Origin of the sequence: Bacillus sp. BB51/4, from assembly GCF_008368845.1 — a bacterium.
Taxonomy (GTDB): domain Bacteria; phylum Bacillota; class Bacilli; order Bacillales; family Bacillaceae_G; genus Bacillus_A; species Bacillus_A wiedmannii.
Map to the genome: position 1 here is coordinate 272,248 of NZ_QOSC01000006.1, position 18,711 is coordinate 290,958.

Sequence of the window (18,711 nt, forward strand, 5' to 3'; positions counted from 1 at the left end):
TTTTGAAATTTAAAAATATCCCTTTAGAATATATTAAACTAGAAGATGAATTCCGGAATAATTTAGAGGATTTTAGTCTTGCTACAAGCATTAAACAAAATGGATTAATAGAACCACTTATTGTAGAAGAAAAAAATTCAAATTGTTTTATACTAGTCGAAGGTTATCGTCGTTTTTGGGCTTTAAAACATTTAAATGTTCCATTCGTAACATGCAAAGTGGAAAAACTCACCTCAAAAGACTCTAGGGTTCTAAAACGTCTCCGGGTTGAATTAAAATCCAAGAAAAAAACAGGTTATGAGGTAGAACGCATGATTAGTTTTTTAATCGATTACGGTTATACAGAAGCAGACATAGCCAAGGAATGTAATATACAAAAAAATACTGTAAAAAAATATATCAATGGCCAAGATGTTAATACTCAGTGGAAAATTAGAGCTGAACAATCTGGAGCTGGAAGACATGGATTAACAGAAATACATCATTTAAGAAATATACATCCTGAAAATAAAGAATACGTAGCTGATATTTATATCAAACGTAGCATAAATGCTAACAATGTAGAAAGTATAAAAAAACTTACCATATTTGATGAATTTAATAAATCCTCAAAGGATTTACAAAGAGACTGTATTAACGATATGATTGGAGATGAAAGTTTAAATAACGAAAGACTAAAAGGTATCGTTTTTACAAGATTATTAAAACAACAATACACTCTCTCCGTACATCAATATATATTTGATAAAGTTCTCCGTCTATTCGATAAAGTAATAGATAGTTGCTGTCATAACTTTGTTAATCACCTTACTCCCGTACAAAAGAAAGATTTACAAAGAAAAATAAACATAATTTCTAATAAAATTGGATTATCGCCTATTTCACCCACTCCTCCCCCAAAAACATTTTCCACTTCTCTTAAAAAGTATCAAGAACATACTATATTAGTTAATATCAATAAAAAGTCCTAAAACCCTACTCGATACTGAAATTATGTTTTTTTGAAAAAAATTGATATATTATTTAAATTTTATCAGTTAATAAAACAGCAACACTTATTTAAGCGTTGCTGTCCTTCTTTCAAATTATGTATGAAGATGATATCATATATCCTCTTCTTTTCTAGCATCTATACTAAGAAAAATTGATATTATCACCAAACAGAAATACCAATTTTCAGCTGCTACTACGTGTAGTTGTTTTTGTCTTGTTTTTTCTTAGTAATTTATTATTTAGTAGGAGGCTATTTATCGGTTACTTCGATTAAAAAAACTCGATTGGAGAAGCCGCCTCTTTCTTCTGCTTTCTTTTTGCGGATGTTGTTGATTTCTTCTAGTGTTGTGCCTTCGTGTTCGGCTAGGGCGTTTATTAGTTCTAGTAGGTCGGATAGTTCTTCGAGTTTATCGGGTTGTGTTTTTGCTTCGATATATTCTGTTAGTTCTTCTTGTGTTTTCTTGCAGAGTTCCTCTATGTATTCATCTTCGTTTAGGATTCTTGTTGTGGGTGTTTTTCCGTTGGATTTTATTATTTGCGGGATTTTGTTTCGGATTAGTTTGTTGTAGGTTGACATGTGGGTTTCCTCCGTTTGGTTTTTCTTCTATTATAATGGAAAAGCAGTTTAACTAGGTGTTAAACTGCTTCATTGCTTCTTTTATATAGTTTTCTTCTTCGGTTGTGAAGAGAGTTGGGAATTCGGATAGTGGAAGGTTTGATTTTTGGATTATATCCTCTATATCACTTTGAGGTGTATCAAGATAATTCGTTATCTCTTCTATTACATTGATAAATTCCTTCAAGGTAACTTGAACGTCATGATGACTCGGATCCATCTCTTTTTCCTTATACTTTTTCAGCTTCCCTATCACATCCATAAAACGCCGATCAAACTTTTCTTTTAGTTCCTTATTATTATAAAAAATTTGAACACTCTCTTTTGAAAAGTGTTCCTCTAACCATTCCTTATTTTCTTTCTCCCATATAAAAGTTTGCAGAAACGAAGAAAACAAAGCGACATCCACTCGTTCTTCTTTTTGAAACTTCTTCGTCATCTCATCCATATGCGAAAGCACCTTCGCAATTCTTTCTTGCTCTACCAAAAGCAATTCCCTTTGAAAATGCATTTGTCTTAGAAATTCTTCTGTCTCTATATCACGCTGCAATATAATATTTTGAATTTCACCAAGCGAAAAACCGAGATGCTTAAACGATTGAATTTGCTGCAGCACATACAAGTCATCTTTCGTATATAACCGATGCCCGCCTTCAGTATAATCGCTCGGCTTTAATAAATTAATTTTGTCATAATAACGAAGCGTCCGCACCGTAACATCCCCAACACTTGCAAACTCACTAATCATCCACGCCATATCATCACCTACTCTGATAACTTATCTTTCACATACTGAAGCATATGAGAAAAACTCATCTCATTCTGCCGACAATATTGAAACAAACCCACAAAGAGTAATAAAAAGGAACATTACCTCTATAACGATTTTCATATTCACTAATACCATCATAAAAGTACTCATACTTTCGTCTTCTTAAAACGATATAAATCGCAATAAACAACACTGCAACCATAATAAAAATTCGCTTTCCCCTTATCTCCACTTCTTGCTTCATCGCCTATTCTCCTTCCACCACATACTTATCTTCTTTAAATAACGGAATTCGAATGAAATAACGATATGGTTCGTCACGTATTATTTTCCACGCCACAAAGATTACTTGAACTACCTCAAAAGCAAATACGATCCAAAACAAAACATCACTAATACGCGAACTAATATTAAATAGAAGAAAGATTAACAAATGAAAGTTGAACGCCTTTCGGCAATGGTATTTGTACACCTCTTTTTTTCGTGCCAGTGTGATGTACATGAGTAATGGTGAAAAGATTCCTATTGCGGCTGAAAGTAGTAGCATGATGATGGTGTTTCTTTTTTCTTTTGTGGTGGTCTTCATGTTGGTTTTGTCCCCCCTTTTTGATTTGTCTTCTTTAGGTTAGGGGGTGACGTTGGGGGAGGGGCAAGCACCATTAATGGAAAATATTAAATTTCATATAATCAAGTTACTATTCTTGCCGAACACTTGTATCTATTTTATAATAAAAAATATAAATTACGTACGTAAAGATTGGAGATGTAATGAATGGATTATGGTTTTAGCTATAACTTCCCCGCTTTACGTGGAAAACAAGGTGGTAAAGAGTACTTTGTTGTAATGTGCCCTTTACGCTTGATTCCTAAAATATTTCTATTTGACGAGGAAGAAATCCCTGCTGAACATCGAGCTCAAAGGATAATAAATAAAATTAGAATCCCAGAAATCACAAATTATATCATTGAGAATCAAAATGATTATGTTTTTTCATCGCTAACAGCATCTATAGATGGTGATATTGAATTCCAGCCATTCAGTTCTGATCAGTCATTTCAAGATTTAGGACAACTTCGTATCTCTCTGGATTCTAAGTTCCTGATTAATGACGGACAACACCGAAGAGCAGCTATCGAAGAAGCGATAAAACTTTCACCAGAGTTAGGACATGAAACAATTTCAGTTGTGTTCTATCATGATCAAGGTTTAAGAAATTCCCAACAAATTTTCTCAGATCTTAATCGACACGCAGTTAATACAACTTCATCTATCGGTATTTTATATGATCATAGGGACAAGTTAGCATTAGTTACAAAAGAAATTGTCGAGAAAAATGAATTACTATCTCGATATACTGACAAAGAAAAAGTCAACTTATCTAAAAACTCACCGAAGATTCTCGCCTTAAATCACATATTTAATACAAACCTTCGATTATTAGGAAAGACAAAGGGTGACTTAATTACAAAAAAAGAAGAACAATTCTTAAAAGAATTTTGGAACATTCTTTGTGATACAATAGTCGAATGGAATTTAGTTTACAAAAAAGAACTAAGCCCCCGTGAACTTCGAATGCATTATATTGTCGGGCATGGAGTATTCATTGAATCTGTTGGTTTAGTAGGAAAATATGTTTTTGAAAATCATCCAAAAGATTGGAAAAAATACATTTCTCTTTTAGCGGACATCGACTACAGTCGTTCTAATACTTCCGATTGGCTAGGACGAGCTTTCAATACAAATGGTCGTATACAAAAGACAAAAGAAACTGTCACTTTAACCGCAAACAAACTAAAAGAAAAATTAGGCCTTCTTTTGACAGAAGGAGAACAAAAGATAGAAGAGAAATTCCAGTTAGGAGCATGATAATGTTAAATAATCTCATTTCTGATTTAATAAATAATAAAAATGATTTTGTCTCTGAAGCAAAAGATCATATAAAAAAAGTTTATCGTGCTGACGACCGCCCTTGGGTTGTTGGTTATAGTGGTGGAAAAGATTCCACAGTTGTCGTTCAACTTGTTTTTGAAGCTTTAAGCGAATTACCTACAGAACAATTACACAAGAAAGTATACGTAATCTCATCAGATACACTTGTAGAAACACCGCTAATTATTCAGTCTATCAATGTTACTTTACATCGAATCCAAGAAGAAGCTTTAAAACGTGATCTTCCTATCGAAACACATAAAGTAAAACCAAAATATGAACAATCATTTTGGGCTAATATTATCGGAAAAGGCTATCCATCACCAAACCAACAATTTCGCTGGTGTACTGATCGTTTAAAAATTGAACCTGCAAATGCGTTTGTAATGGACAAAGTTTCTACGTTTGGTGAAGTAATTATGGTCCTTGGCGTACGTGAAAATGAAAGTGCTACTCGTGATAACGTTCTTAAGTCCCATACTGTTGAAGGTAAAGATTTAATGCGCCATTCGACCCTAACAAATGCATATGTTTTTGCACCGATTAGACAGTTTAGTTTAAATAACGTCTGGGACTACTTACTAGAAAACCCGTCTCCTTGGGGGAACGATAACCATGAATTAAATAAGCTTTATCAAGATTCAAGTAGTGGTGAATGCCCTCTTGTTGTAGATAAAACCACTAAAGATAGTGCTGGTTCATGTGGAAATAGTCGCTTTGGTTGTTGGGTATGTACAGTAGTAAACGAAGATAAAGCATTAAACGGCTTCATTCTTAGTGGATCAGATTGGATGAAACCTTTATTAGAATTCAGAAATTGGTTAGCTGGAATTCGTGATGATAGAACATTTCGTATGAAATACCGTAAAGGTGGTCAAATTTACTTTAATCCACTAAAAACTGAAGTAAAAGATGATACTGAATACGTAATCATTCCGAAAAAATCTAGTCGCCCTAAACAAATGATTAAATTAGAAGAATTTACAATTTTAGAAAGGGATGAACTAAAATCTTATTTAGCAATAAACAACATTGATTTAAGTTCTCCTGAGGATCCAAAAATTTTAGTAAAGCTTGATGATAATCAAATCGGACAGCTTGGTTTAGGTCCCTTTACACTGAACTCACGAAAAGAGATTTTACGCAGACTTCTTATTGTCCAAAGAGATTTACAACATCCTGAAGAAGAGGATTTTGAATTAATTAAAGAAGAAGAATTACGTGTTATTCGTCGTTACTGGTTAGAAAATGGTGATTGGGAGGATTCTTTACCTAGCATTTTTAAAGAGGCAATGGGATACGACCTAAATTGGGAGTATGATGATCGTCCTTTATTTGATAATGAACAAATTACAGATTTAGAATCATTATGTAGCAAACACAACGTAGACTTTAAAGCACTAAAAAAACTTATATCACTTGAAAAAGATTTTTCCGGTTATAAAGTTCGTCGTGGATTAATGAACGAAATTGAAAAAGTACTAAAGCAAGACTACTTACATTTGTAGGGTGAGGTTAAATTTATGTTAATTGAACAACTAGAATTAGAAAACATAGGAGCTTATACGGAAAGAAATACCTTCGATCTGTCTATCTCCTCCCCCAAAAAGAAAGTAATTTTAATCGGTGGAGAAAATGGTGCTGGGAAAACAACATTTTTAAATTCCATCAAACTAGGATTATTTGGTTGTTTTGGTTATGGATATAAGACAGAGAATAATGATTACTATAAGCGCGTCCATGGATATTTAAATGCTTCTGCTCGTAAAGATGAGACAAATCCTTTTAGTATTACAATTACCTTTAGTGAAGTAGAAAATTACAAACGCCATGTTTATACATTCAAAAGATCTTGGAACATTTTAAACAGCGCCATAAAAGAAAAATTCACTGTAAAAAAAGATGGTCATTATTTAAATGATGCTGAAAAAGATATTTTCGAATCAAGACTGAGAGAAAATTTCCCGCCTAAATTATTTGATCTATGCTTATTTGATGGCGAAGAAATTTCAAAAATAATAAATGAAAATAAATTATCCTCTTATTTAAAAGAATTATCTACTGTTATATTCAACTTAGATTTATTCCGAAATTTAGAAGGAGATTTAACCAATTATTTGCAACAAGAAATTGATCAAAAACACCTTTCTTCTATAGAAAGTGAAATCATTACCCTTCAGCGTCAAGAAAAAGAACAATCTTTAAACATTAAAGATCTCGAAGACACAATCAAATCCGCTCAACAACAAATAGAAGAATCAAAAGAATCTTATTCTTTATTGAAAAAAGATTTTGAAACACACGGTGGTTTAATTAAAGAAGAACGAGAAACATTCAATAGACAAGTCTTAGAAATTGAGACACATCGAAAAGCTAATTCTGAAAAAGTCCGAGAATTTATTCAAACTCTTTTACCGTTCTATCTAAACAAAAACTTGTTACTAGCTACTAAAAATCAATTACAAAATGAAGAAAAACTATCACTAGCAAACCAATTAACTTCAGAGCTAACTGAGGAACGTACCCTTGAATTAGTTAAAAGTTTACCTGGAGTCTCATCTCCTAATGATTTAGCAGCGGAATTAAGAAAACAAATTTTCAATATTATTAAACCTAATGATGCAGATGTCGAGTATATCCATAGGGTTTCACCAACACAACGCACACAATTTGAAGTGGCGGCACAGCAAGTTGAAAAAGAATCTCATGACACATATATTCAATTGCTTCAAGAAAATAGAGAAAGCTTACTTCGAGCACAAGAGTTAAGAAAGAAAATTTCTACTAATGATTCTACAAATGAGTTTACACGAATGTTAGAAAATATGACTCGAACACAAGAGAAAATCTTTAAGTTGGAAAAAGAAGTAGAAGAAAACTTGAATATTTTAGAAACACGCCAAGAAACTTTAACAGCACTAAAAAATACAATTGATTCAAAACATCATATTGTACAACAAAGCAATAAGACGAGGAATACATTCTTAATTGCCCAAAGCATTATGAAATTAAGTACAGAGTTTCAAATGTTACAACATCAAAAGAAACTACAACAAGTACAAATCGAGGCTACAAAAATGCTGAATAAACTAATGCGTAAACATCAATATATTTCTTCTTTACGCATTGACTCTAGCACGTTTGAAGTAACTTTATATGATAATAATCGCGATCATGTGGCAAAAGAGACCTTATCAGCAGGTGAGAAAGAAATTCTCTTACTATCATTAATTTGGGCAATGTTCAAATGTTCTGGTCGTCGTGTTCCATTTATATTCGATACACTTCTAGGCCGTCTGGATCAAACACATAAACATAATATTTTAGTAGATTTCATCCCTGCATGTGGTGAACAAGTCTTAATCTTGTCAACCAACTCTGAAGTTGATGAAAAACATTATAATTTACTGAAAAACTTTGTATCCCATGGATATTTATTAGAATTTGATACAGACCTACGAAAAGTGAATGTTACAGATCAATATTTCAACTTTAATAAGGAGCAAGAAAAATGAACTACCGTTTAAAGATTTCTAAAAGAGTATCAGATAAACTAAAAGAATTACAAGCTCCTACTAATTTAACGCCAAACATTTTAGCTCGTTTAGCAGTTGGATTATCTTTAACTGATCCAACTTCACCTGAGATTTCAATTGATAAAGAAGCGGGCGGATTAGAAATCAATCGCCACACATTAACTGGAGAATATGATTTTATTTATAAATGTTTAATCACTCAGCATGCGGGACGTGAAGTGTCTGATACTGAATACTTCCCTACCCTATTCAACGCTCACTTAGAACGCGGAATTAACTTATTAGACAGCGAATATAAACATGCTGGAAACAACGAGAAATTCACAATAAACTTGCTAAAATACAGTAAGGAGTGATTCCTATGCTTTATCTTGATAATAGTGCCACAACACAACTATTACCTGAAGTTAAAGAAGTAATGTTACCCTATTTACTTGAAGAATTCGGAAATCCTTCAAGTAAATATTATGGATTAGCCCAAAATGCTAAAGAAGCTGTCGAAACAGCAAGAAAACATGTAGCTCAATTATTAGGCTGTGAAACTGATGAAGTAATTTTTACTAGTGGTGCTACTGAAAGTAATAACTTTATTTTGAAAGGCATCACTCATTATCATAAAGATAAAGGCAATCACATTATTACTTCTAAAGTAGAGCACCCTTCTATTATAGAAACTTGCAAATTTTTAGAAGAGAATGGCTATATGGTCACATATCTTGATGTAGATCAATTTGGAAGAATCAATTTGGAAGAACTAACTAAAGCTATTCAACAAGAAAAAACCCTTCTCGTTTCAATTATGTGGGGGAACAACGAACTTGGTTCTCTAAACCAAATAAACGAGATCGCAAAAATCTGTAAAGAGAATGAAGTATTCTTCCATACAGATGCTACACAAGTAGTTGGAAAAGTACAATTCTCTCTTTCAGATATAGACGGTATAAACTTTTTATCCTGCTCTTCTCATAAGTTTCATGGTCCAAAAGGTGTTGGGGTAACCATAATAGGTAAAGATAGTTTAGGATTACCAATCCAAATTACTCCTCTACTTCACGGTGGCGGACAAGAACTTGATATACGCAGTGGCACACTACCCGTCCATAATATTGTTGGAATGGGAAAAGCTGCAGAAATCGCATATCTTAATTTGGAACAAAACATTTATAAATTAGAGCAACTAGAGAACAAATTAGCCGATATTCTTAAAACCAAATTTCAAAATCATATTGAGTTTAACAATGATATTCAAGATAAAATACCTGGAATATTAAGTGTTATATTTAAAGGTGTAAACAACGAAACGCTTGTGAGAACTCTTTCTCCAGTAGCTGCCGTGTCTACTGGATCGGCTTGTAGCTCAAGTAAACCAAGTCATGTATTACAAGCTATCGGATTATCTATGGATGATTTACGTTCTACTATTAGGTTCTCACTTTCTTCTACTACTAGTTTAGAAGAGTTGGATGTTTTTAATAATCTATAAAGAAAACAGAAAGGTATATCCCTTTCTGTTTTCTTTATTTCCTTACTAACTACTAATCTAGTAATTTTATATCTACGTTAATAGCTCCTTCCTACTTAAAATCACAACTTTCTCTATTTTTAAACACCCATTAAAATATGGTAATATTATATATAAGATATTCCTATACTTCATGCTCATATTAAAGGTGGTAAAAATGAATAAATTAAAAGAACAAGAGCTAGAATTACTAGCAAAAATTTGTAAAGAAAATAAACTATCAACAAAACTAGCATATGACTTATTACGTTCTGCTGAAAAATTTTCATATGAAAACACGAGTGAAAATCATAGAAAAAAAGATTACCTAGATTTAATTGATTTTTATGCAAAATAAAGTAAAGGTGACTACATAATGTTATTTAAAAAACTTATTTTTGATAATTATAAAACGTATTATGGGCATCAAGAAGTTGACTTCTATATCCCAAAAGAGGTACGTGAAGAAGGCGAAAAAAATATTATCTTGTTAGGTGGCCTAAATGGAGCTGGAAAGACTACAATTTTAAAAGCAATTTTATATGTTTTATTCGGAAAAAGAGGATTCTCACCTGCTGAGCATAAACGTGTATTTTCTAATGTTATTAACAATACCTTCTTTGACGAAGGTGGGAGAGATTGTTCTGTAACTCTTGCTATTGAAACGGATAAAAATGAAGAATGGACTCTTAAAGTTAAATGGGGCTTTGATCACAACAAAAGGTTAATTAGTGAAAACCGTGATTTAACTGTGAAAAAGCCTGGTGCAATGATTGGTAAAACTGTACGTATTGATAATATAGATACATTTAATCGCTTTATGGATAAAATGATTCCATATCACGCTGCACCATTTTTCATTTTTGATGGCGAAGAAATTAAAGACATCATTTTACGACAAAATAGCGAGGAAATGAAAGAAGCTATTCACAAAATTACTGGGATGGAAACCTATAAATTATTACTATCTGACCTCTCTTCTATTAAGACTGGCATAGAGAAGAATTTAGCCAAAGCGGTTGACCAAAATAAACTAAAAAGTTTAGATGCCAATTTAAAAGAATACGAAGAGCAAATCCAACATCTAGAAAAACGAAAAGAACTTATATCTTCTGAACGAAAGAAATTCGACGATCTAATCAATGAAGTGAAAAATGAACGTAATGAAAAAATTACAACTAACTCCAAATCAAGAGAGGTTATTGTAAAAAAACAATCAGGTCTAGCAACTGAGTTACGTCTAGCTAAAGAGCAATTTGAAAACTATTTCAACAATAACGCTATAAACATCATTCTAAAAGAAAAAACTAAAGTACTACAGAATAGATTAAAATTAGAGTATGATATTCGTCAAAAGAAAATGATACAAGACGCTTCTTTAATGCCTTATGAAAAATTTATGGATGAATTATTAAACCAACCATTCACTCCTCCCCTTTCAAATGAGCAATTAAATCAACTCAAGGAAATCGGGAGAGAAATTTGGGTTAAAGAAAATAATATCGAAAAAGATATATCCGAAGATCACGTAGATATTCACGATATTTCAAATAAAGACTATAACTACCTTGTAAATCTCCCTGCTAGAAATAATAGTTATGTTATAGATTTAATAAATAAAATTGAGAAGCTGAATCTTGAATTAGAGGCATTAGAAATTGAAATTAGAAATGCACCTGAAACGATTGATATTAGCGCAGAAAATGAACGTATTGATATCCTAACTAAAAAATTAGGGGAACTTAACTTAAAATATAAATCAATTATTGCAAAGTTAAATAAAATTAAAGAACAAAGAACAGCCGTTGTAAACCAGCTAACCCGTCTTTCTGATCAAGGTGCAGATTATGATGCTCTAAATAAACGATTAATTTATGTCAAAAAGTTGATTCATACTATGAATTCATATGTACATGAAATGACAAAGTTAAAAGCAAGCTTTATTCGCGAAGAATTTTCTTCAATGTTAAGTCGATTATTCCGTAAACAAGATGAATTTGGAAAAATTGAATTCGATATTTCAACGTATACTGTTAGATTGTACAACGATCGTAATCAAGAAATTAGTATTCAAGACCGATCTGCTGGTGAAATGCAAATGATTTCCTCGTCACTAATTTGGGCCCTAACAAAAGCCTCTGATTTAGCTCTTCCTATGGTAATCGATACACCACTAGGACGCTTAGACAGTTATCATCGAAATCATTTAATTAACCATTACTATAAAGAGCTTAGTGAACAGGTAATTATCTTATCTACGGATACAGAAATTACCCAAGACTATATTAATTTCATGCAAGAGCATTCATATAAGCAATACATGCTTGATTATGACCAATCAAAGAAATATACAGTTATCCGCGATGGGTATTTTGATTTTATAAAGGTGTGATATTATGGCAAATAGAAGAATGAACCTCTCAGGAACAGGTAAAGAAACCCTTGACCTACTCTGTGAAGTACTTGAGATTGATCGACCACAGGGGGTAAAAATAGCGTTAGCAAAAGGTATTGCTAACGCTACAGGACAAATAAATGATGACTTTAAAGACGGAAAAACCAAATGGACAATCCCAGATAATATTATTAAAGATAAAGAGTTTTTACTCTTTAAACATTTAATTATTAATGAAATGCAAGTTGCTTTAAATGAAGATGAAATCACACAAAGCATGCTTTTGTATATAGAATATGGGCTAAAGATCATCAAACAAGAAATAGATAATTTATCTTCATTAGAAGATTACCGTATTATTGTATTAAACTAAAAGCAAAAGGAACCACCAAAGTGGTTCCTTTTTATATTCTCTCAGATAAAGATATAATATCAACCACAGTTACAGTTGGTTGAGACAATTCACCATTTACTTGTAACACAGGTCCATGTACAATACATTGACCTTTTTTCAATGTTGAAAGTCTATTCTCCCATTCTTTTTTCTCTGAAGATTCGTTAGATAGACTAGTAGCAATTGTAGAAATCTCTTGTTCTGGCGGCGCAAAATAAACCTTCTGTGAAGCATTTTGTAACCTTGCTAATTCATCAGTAGCCAATTGAGATTTTAAAAATTGAGTTGCATACCATGCAGACCATCCAAATTTACGTCCTTCTTGTAAAATTCGTGCAGAAGGTGATTTTTCCGTATGATCAAGATTTTGTGCTTCATCCATTATAACAGGCATTGGATTATTTTTATTTCCAAACCTTACGGAATAATTCCAAAGGTCCCATAAAATAAATTCTGTAATCATTAATTGAACATCTCGAGGGTATCCAGTCAACTGAATAATAAAAATCTCACCATTACTATCTACAACATCTTTCCAATTTATTGTATTTTCATGGCTAAATGGATTACGATCGATAAGCGGTCTTATTTGAGATAAAGCCGTCTTAGCATAGCTAGAACCATCTTCTTCTAAACATTCTCTAAGCTTTATTAGGCTCATATCGTCTCCATACTTATCCAACCCATTAAGAGTACCTTCATAAATCGCATTTAATTGTTGCACACCTAATGTGCTATATACAGCAGCAAATACACTCTTAATTCTTTCAGCAACATCCGTATTAGATTCCGGAAGCGTAATTCCTCCAATATCCCTTTCATTCTTTTGAAACGGATTAATCGGAAGCTGCTCACTATATACAATCTTTTGTTTTAACTTTGTACCCATTGCTTTTACAAATTCATCTTCTAATTGGTTTGGTAAAAATCCTTCTGTATAGTCAATAACAATACTTGGAATACCTTGCTTCGATTTTTCTAATAATAAGCATTGCATGAAATATGTCTTACCTTGTCCGGATTTACCTGAGATCAACAAATGTCTATTCGCCAATCCTTTATTACCATACTCCCAATAAATCTTTCTATTCGAGTTCTCTGCCTTCCCAATTAGAATTCGGGATTCTTCTAATTGTTGTGGCTCTCTTTCTTTTGTTTCTTCAAGAACTTCTATTGTATTATCGATTCTCTCTTTAGTAACCTCATTAGAATCGATAATTTCAGGATTTGCTTCTACCTCTACATCAGCCTCTAATTCATTTTTTTCTGAGCTGAAAGATGACGCACTTTCTACTTCGCTACAGGCACCTGTATATTTATGAGAAAGTAATTCTTCCTTAATAAAATCGCCTTCTGTTTCTTGAATCCAATTCTTCATATCTTCCATTGGTTGTATAAGACCACTATATCCATCAAACTCTGGAAGGTTTAATAGCGTAATCCCTTCATCCAGTTTAGCACTTCTATGATAAGCGTCTCGCTGGAAGGATAAAATAGCTCCTTCACCAATCGATGATTCTATTCTATTTGAAATAGTAAATTGATCTTTTAGCAGCTTCTCAACCACTTTATTATTCAATTCATAATTTTTCTCTTCCCAGAATCTACTTTTAAATATTTTATTAGCATTAGAAATATAAAGTTGAGCAAAGAAATTACGATAGAAACGGCTAGCAAAAGAATTAGTTGTTAGTGCATCATTGATTAACTTCTTCGTATGCTTAACTTGTTTTCTTGCCTTTTCTAATACATCATTTTTATTAGCACCAATTTTCACTTCAACAGGATAAAAATGCATCATTATATCATTCTCTACTTGTTCTAAACCTATTAAAAGTAAATCATCGCTATGAACGCCATTTCTCCCTAAGTTTTTAGTTGTAAATATCCCGTCTGCTTTCTTTAAATTAACAGTACCGGCCACTCTTAAAACTTCTTCTAAGGAAATCGGCACCCATAAAATATCACGATGCTCAAAGTAAGCTAAAGAAAATTTTATGGCGGAAATGATACTCAACTTTTCTCTAGAGTAATGGCCCTTACTACCAATAACACGAAGTAACCATTCACCATTAAAAGTATTAAATGCTTTAATAGTACTTTCTACATTTTCTTTTTTACTCTCTACTTGCTTTTCCTTTAAAAATTCTTCAATAACAAAATGATATTGTTGCGATTTGTCTGTTACAGTAATAGCATCATATCTACTTGAAGATGAATATTGATCACTATAATGAATAACAACTAGATTTTGCTCGTAATCATTAAAGAACTCCAGATCGAAACTTGGGTCTACAAACGTTACCCAATAAGAAGATTTAAAAATATCTTCTAGAGTTTTTTCATCTGCACTCGTTGTTCTAGAGAAAATCGCTTCACCTTTTCGATACGTATTATTTCCGCCATTATGAAGGTTTGCGCATAATTCATTAAAATAATACGTTGTTTGAGTTAAAAGATTCTCTTCCTCTACAGCATATGCTTTAACACCGAAACCACTCTTATAGTTTTCATTACTCTTCATTGAAGGTACTGTAGTGTATAACCCATCAATTGCTAAACCTGATAACATTTCATCCATAGATTGTAATGCATATCGCTCTTGCGCTTGCATTTTATAGAAAGAAATATGAGCATACTTATATTCTTCGCCCATTTCTTTTTTATAATAAAATAGCTTTTCACGAATGAATCGCAATATATCCTGGGGTTCATGCTGCTGTTTTGCGCCTAAATTAATATTAAATTTTGTTTGAAACTCCTCTACCGATTCTATTCTTGAGAAATTATCAAATGCACTGTCCTGGCCTTCTTCTTTATAAAGCGTAACTTCAACAGCTTTTAAACCTTCAGGCCCTTTTGATCTAATTCTTTCAAGCATCCAATTTACGATACCTCTAAAAGTTTCATGATCGTTTTCAATATTGATTAAATTAATTTGCAGCGGTGCCTTAGAGTACTCACTAAATAAATAACCAAAATGTCCTTCAAACTGCTGAATTTTATCCTCAATTACTTTTGCTAAATATTGATTCGCATCCGATACTGACACCTGATTAACTGGTTTAAAGTCCATCCACTCTAATGCGATATTCTGATTATCCGGTCTATATAATTGATCTCGATCGTTATAAATATATGGAACTAGTCCATCTGGCTTTAATCGTTGTAAAATACTATTATCTACTTCTTCATTTGAAAGTAAATTATTCATTTTTAATTGAAAAGCGACCATAACTGGATGGAACGGTGTGAATTTAATTACATTATTCCCCATCACTGTCCCTAACTTAAATAAATCCCGTCCGCGCTTGCCCGCTTCATGACCTTCTTCAAAACCTTTAATCTCTTGTATAAAAGCATTCAAATATTCTTCTGCTCTTTTAACTAGCTCATCACTGTAATAACATAAACTTGGTATACCTTTTTTACTTTTAAAGTAAGTTAAAAATCTACTATAAGCTTCTCTTAGTTCATCACTAATAGACACCTCTTCAGGGACTAATGCATCAGATTCTACTACAGCACACTTAAATCCATTCTCAATCCATTGGTACTCCCATTCGAATAAATTTTTATATTCTGGGCTTAAATAAAATTCTCTGTTCCCAAAACGCAAACGGTTATTTATCCATTCAAAATCTCTTTGCTGCTCACGCTTTAATTTCCAAATTCGCTCTCCATTAATCGGGGTAGATTCCGGCAACTCATTTTTCAATATAATTGGAATGACCACTTCGTTCTTAAGTAAACGAATATTCATTGTCATTTCTTCTGCATCATTAAAAGCTTCAGGTTGAGGTAAAATAACCAGCTGATCATCAAAATCAAAATCAAAAATACTATTCTCTTCATATACCTCTATTATTTGTTTGTTATATCCCTGGCCAAATGTAAGTTCTTCTTCTCCATATTTTAACTCAATCAAACTCTTAGTAGGAGCAATTGAGTACGCCGTTTTAAAGGATTCTAAAACATTTGATTCTACTGGTAATATAACAATAAATAATTCTGCCCCTAAAGTAGACTTTTTATCATGCTTATAAGCCAATCTGGTAAATGTCGCCTTATTATTTGCGACTTTAATAGCCACATTAAGATTTGTTCTTCCGACAGTCACCTCTACATCTTTTTGAAAAGCCCTAGGGACCACTACAAATTTATTTGATAAGCTTTTAACATCGCCACCCTTAATTAAAAATGCAGCATTGATATTAATTTCCTCTTTACCTTCCGAATTAAATATAATTATATGCCTTTTTCTTTCACCTGCGGCAGTCTCTTTTTGCGGTTTATCCCAAAATTTTAGTCCTTCCTTAATTGATAAATTTTTCAAAGAAATCGATACCTGCCGCTGACGATTTAAGTAATCTTCGTAAAACTTATAAACATTAGAAAACTTCATCTTCTTCCACTCTTCATGATTTAACTGATTAGCACCTTCTGGAGAAAACTTTTTTTCTAATTCTTCTGCTCCTAATCCAAAATCATGTATTTTTCTAACAAATTCGTATAGTTCCCTATTTTTACTTAAACGTTCTTTTTGTTTATTACCTGTGAAAGTAGACAAGTCTTCATCTTTAAACATAGAAAATTTTTGATAGTCATGATCCTCTATCGTACCTTTTGCAAGAACAGAAAAAATCTCTTCAAATTCAAAGAAAGTTATTTGTTGATACGCTAGTTCTCGCTTGATCATATTCATATTTTCTATAAGGATATTGCAAGCAGTTTTATCAAGTGTACTACTTTCAATCTCTTGCTTTAATCCCTTTACTATAGAATTAGGATGCAACGGCATTCCATCCTTTTGAAGATCACTACTCCCTCCCTGAATTGAATCCAATTGCTCTGAAACTATACTCAATAAAGCTGTATCTTTCCACACACCTTTTTGTTCACCAACTTGATTTCGTAAAGTAACTAAGAAATCTGGTTTCACATTTTCACTTGTATAAGCAATAACAAGTTGAACATTTTTTATTTCAACTGAAAATGTTTTATACGGTTCGCCTTTTTCATGCTTATAAACAAATTGTTTAACATTTTCCTGCTCTTGTAATGCTTCTACTAAATTCTCTACGTCCTCTACTTTATCCAGTTGTAAATAAAACCTATCCCCGGCTTTTATTGAGCGATTTTTAAAATCAACCAATAACAACTCACATATATAATTATAAAATTCGTTTGACATACTGTGCATCACCACTATCACTTTTTTTGTCTAAAATATTATGCGAATCAAATAGTTCAATAATTAACTTACGAGAGTGGTTATCAAAAGACACACCTCGTTTAGAAAATTCCTCAAATAAACAATTTAACGGCATTCTCTCTTCTTTAACACATACAGCAGTTAAAAGTAGTAACATTTCATGGCTCATATTAAAAACAGCCCCGATACTACCTCTATTTTTTAAGAAGACACCTGCACCTAGATCTTCAACATTTGCTCCAAACTCTTCACAAGTCTTTGTACTCATTCCCTCTTTTAAACACTTAAACAATGTATTAAAAGCCTGTGATAAATTCTGAGGCTCTTCTTTCTGTGTCACATTACCTTTCGAAACTTCTTCTATTGCACTATATTTAGCAATCCACTCTTTAATATCTAGTAGAAATTGTTCTGCATTATCTTCTCCTTTTTCATTCATCAATTCTTTAAGTTCAGTATAAGTCATAAATCTTAATTTCTTATCTTGATCAGTATCTTGCAACTCGTGACAACTAAGTTGAGACATTGTATGTAAATGCACAAATAAATCAGGTGCTTTCGTCTTAATTCTTTTAAAACCCTCTATTTCATCTGCTGCTTTTCTTCTTTTATTAATGGATTCCCACTCTAAAGCATAATATAGCGGTGTTGCTTCAGAATAGTTAGCTACATCGAATTGCCCAAATTTCACAACCAATTGGCATAAATACGTGAAAGTATAGAAATGTGTAAGCAATACAAATGACTTCAAAAAGTAATCTTTATATTTACTTAAAAATAATAAATCCTCTTGATATAAAGTTGCTATGTTTCCCATTAAAACCTGGTATTCCATAATTTCTTCCTTAGTGGAAACCTCTAAATTACTTAGTATTAACTCCGTTAAAATATCCTCCGACTCTTTGTTATTAAATATAAAACTAACACTAGTTCTATCAGAAATTAGTATATCTTTTATAAATTGAGAGTATTGAGACAAGCCTTTCCCCTCTGATTTCGGCATGTAATTAAATAAATATGGATGAATCGGTCTAATTTTATTGTCATGACCAAATAAATATTGTTTTAAAAAACGCTCTAAATCATATGCAGCCTCTTCATCATATTCTATCTTTTCCATAACCTGATCAACTAAAGACGAGGAAGAAAACAACATTTCTGACCTAGTATCTTTTTGGTCTATTAATTGCAAACAACAAATATTTCTAACATATTCTCCCATAGCCTCATTAAAATTCCCACGGATTGCGGTTCCTTTTGAATTGAACGGGAATATGTCAACAACATTTCCAACATGATGCCTTTTATACTTACGCAATAACTCTTCCAGAACATTTATCTTTAATATTGTCTTCATTA

Annotated in this window: 14 protein-coding genes and 1 pseudogene; 9 read left to right on the forward strand and 6 right to left on the reverse strand. The window is 32.3% G+C overall.

Annotated features, from left to right (window positions below):
- Positions 1-2 precede the first annotated feature (2 nt).
- Positions 3-971 carry a ParB/RepB/Spo0J family partition protein gene (locus tag DN392_RS07495; protein ID WP_149237985.1) on the forward strand — a complete coding sequence of 323 codons (969 nt, stop codon included), beginning with the start codon at positions 3-5 and terminating at the stop codon, positions 969-971.
- A gap of 272 nt (positions 972-1,243) precedes the next feature.
- Here DN392_RS07495 and DN392_RS07500 read toward each other — a convergent pair whose 3' ends face one another.
- The 4 genes and pseudogenes from DN392_RS07500 to DN392_RS07515 all read right to left on the reverse strand — a co-directional run bounded on the left by DN392_RS07500 (position 1,244) and on the right by DN392_RS07515 (position 2,967).
- Positions 1,244-1,570 (reverse strand): nucleoside triphosphate pyrophosphohydrolase, encoded by a 327-nt coding sequence (locus DN392_RS07500; protein ID WP_149237986.1) that lies wholly within the window; start codon positions 1,568-1,570, stop codon positions 1,244-1,246.
- A 52-nt stretch (positions 1,571-1,622) separates the two neighbouring features.
- Positions 1,623-2,366, reverse strand: a complete 744-nt coding sequence (locus tag DN392_RS07505) for a MerR family transcriptional regulator (protein ID WP_149237987.1) — start codon at positions 2,364-2,366, stop codon at positions 1,623-1,625.
- 8 nt (positions 2,367-2,374) lie between these two features.
- Positions 2,375-2,625 (reverse strand): annotated as a pseudogene (locus DN392_RS07510) (hypothetical protein).
- Positions 2,626-2,628: 3 nt separating this feature from the next.
- On the reverse strand, positions 2,629-2,967 hold the full coding sequence (locus tag DN392_RS07515; protein ID WP_149237988.1) for a magnetosome magnetite crystal formation protein family: 339 nt from the start codon (positions 2,965-2,967) through the stop codon (positions 2,629-2,631).
- A gap of 186 nt (positions 2,968-3,153) precedes the next feature.
- Here DN392_RS07515 and dndB point away from each other — a divergent pair, with 186 nt between their 5' ends.
- The 8 genes from dndB (at position 3,154) to DN392_RS07555 (ending at position 12,116) form a co-directional block, all read left to right on the forward strand.
- Positions 3,154-4,248, forward strand: coding sequence for a DNA sulfur modification protein DndB (gene dndB / locus DN392_RS07520; protein ID WP_149237989.1), 1,095 nt, complete (start codon positions 3,154-3,156; stop codon positions 4,246-4,248).
- A gap of 2 nt (positions 4,249-4,250) precedes the next feature.
- Positions 4,251-5,819: a DNA phosphorothioation system sulfurtransferase DndC gene (gene dndC / locus DN392_RS07525; protein ID WP_149237990.1), complete on the forward strand. Its 1,569-nt coding sequence runs from the start codon at positions 4,251-4,253 to the stop codon at positions 5,817-5,819.
- 15 nt (positions 5,820-5,834) lie between these two features.
- A complete protein-coding gene (dndD, locus tag DN392_RS07530; protein WP_149237991.1) occupies positions 5,835-7,826 on the forward strand; it encodes a DNA sulfur modification protein DndD in 1,992 nt (663 codons plus the stop codon).
- A complete protein-coding gene (gene dndE, locus DN392_RS07535; RefSeq protein ID WP_149237992.1) occupies positions 7,823-8,203 on the forward strand; it encodes a DNA sulfur modification protein DndE in 381 nt (126 codons plus the stop codon). The genes dndD (DN392_RS07530) and dndE overlap by 4 nt, the downstream gene beginning before the upstream one ends.
- Positions 8,204-8,208: 5 nt before the next feature.
- Positions 8,209-9,330: a cysteine desulfurase DndA gene (gene dndA / locus DN392_RS07540; protein WP_149237993.1), complete on the forward strand. Its 1,122-nt coding sequence runs from the start codon at positions 8,209-8,211 to the stop codon at positions 9,328-9,330.
- A gap of 196 nt (positions 9,331-9,526) precedes the next feature.
- Positions 9,527-9,706 carry a DNA modification system-associated small protein gene (locus DN392_RS07545; protein WP_149237994.1) on the forward strand — a complete coding sequence of 60 codons (180 nt, stop codon included), beginning with the start codon at positions 9,527-9,529 and terminating at the stop codon, positions 9,704-9,706.
- Positions 9,707-9,724: 18 nt separating this feature from the next.
- Positions 9,725-11,740 (forward strand): DNA sulfur modification protein DndD, encoded by a 2,016-nt coding sequence (gene dndD, locus DN392_RS07550; protein ID WP_065704738.1) that lies wholly within the window; start codon positions 9,725-9,727, stop codon positions 11,738-11,740.
- A gap of 4 nt (positions 11,741-11,744) precedes the next feature.
- Entirely contained in the window at positions 11,745-12,116 is a 372-nt protein-coding gene (locus DN392_RS07555; protein WP_149237995.1) for a hypothetical protein, read from the forward strand.
- Positions 12,117-12,147: 31 nt separating this feature from the next.
- On the opposite strand, the gene dptH is transcribed toward DN392_RS07555, so the two are convergent.
- Together dptH and dptG are read right to left on the reverse strand one after the other, a co-directional pair.
- Positions 12,148-17,331: a DNA phosphorothioation-dependent restriction protein DptH gene (dptH, locus tag DN392_RS07560; RefSeq protein WP_149237996.1), complete on the reverse strand. Its 5,184-nt coding sequence runs from the start codon at positions 17,329-17,331 to the stop codon at positions 12,148-12,150.
- Positions 17,312-18,709 carry a DNA phosphorothioation-dependent restriction protein DptG gene (gene dptG / locus DN392_RS07565; RefSeq protein WP_149237997.1) on the reverse strand — a complete coding sequence of 466 codons (1,398 nt, stop codon included), beginning with the start codon at positions 18,707-18,709 and terminating at the stop codon, positions 17,312-17,314. The genes dptH and dptG overlap by 20 nt, the downstream gene beginning before the upstream one ends.
- Between the last annotated feature and the right edge of the window lie 2 nt (positions 18,710-18,711).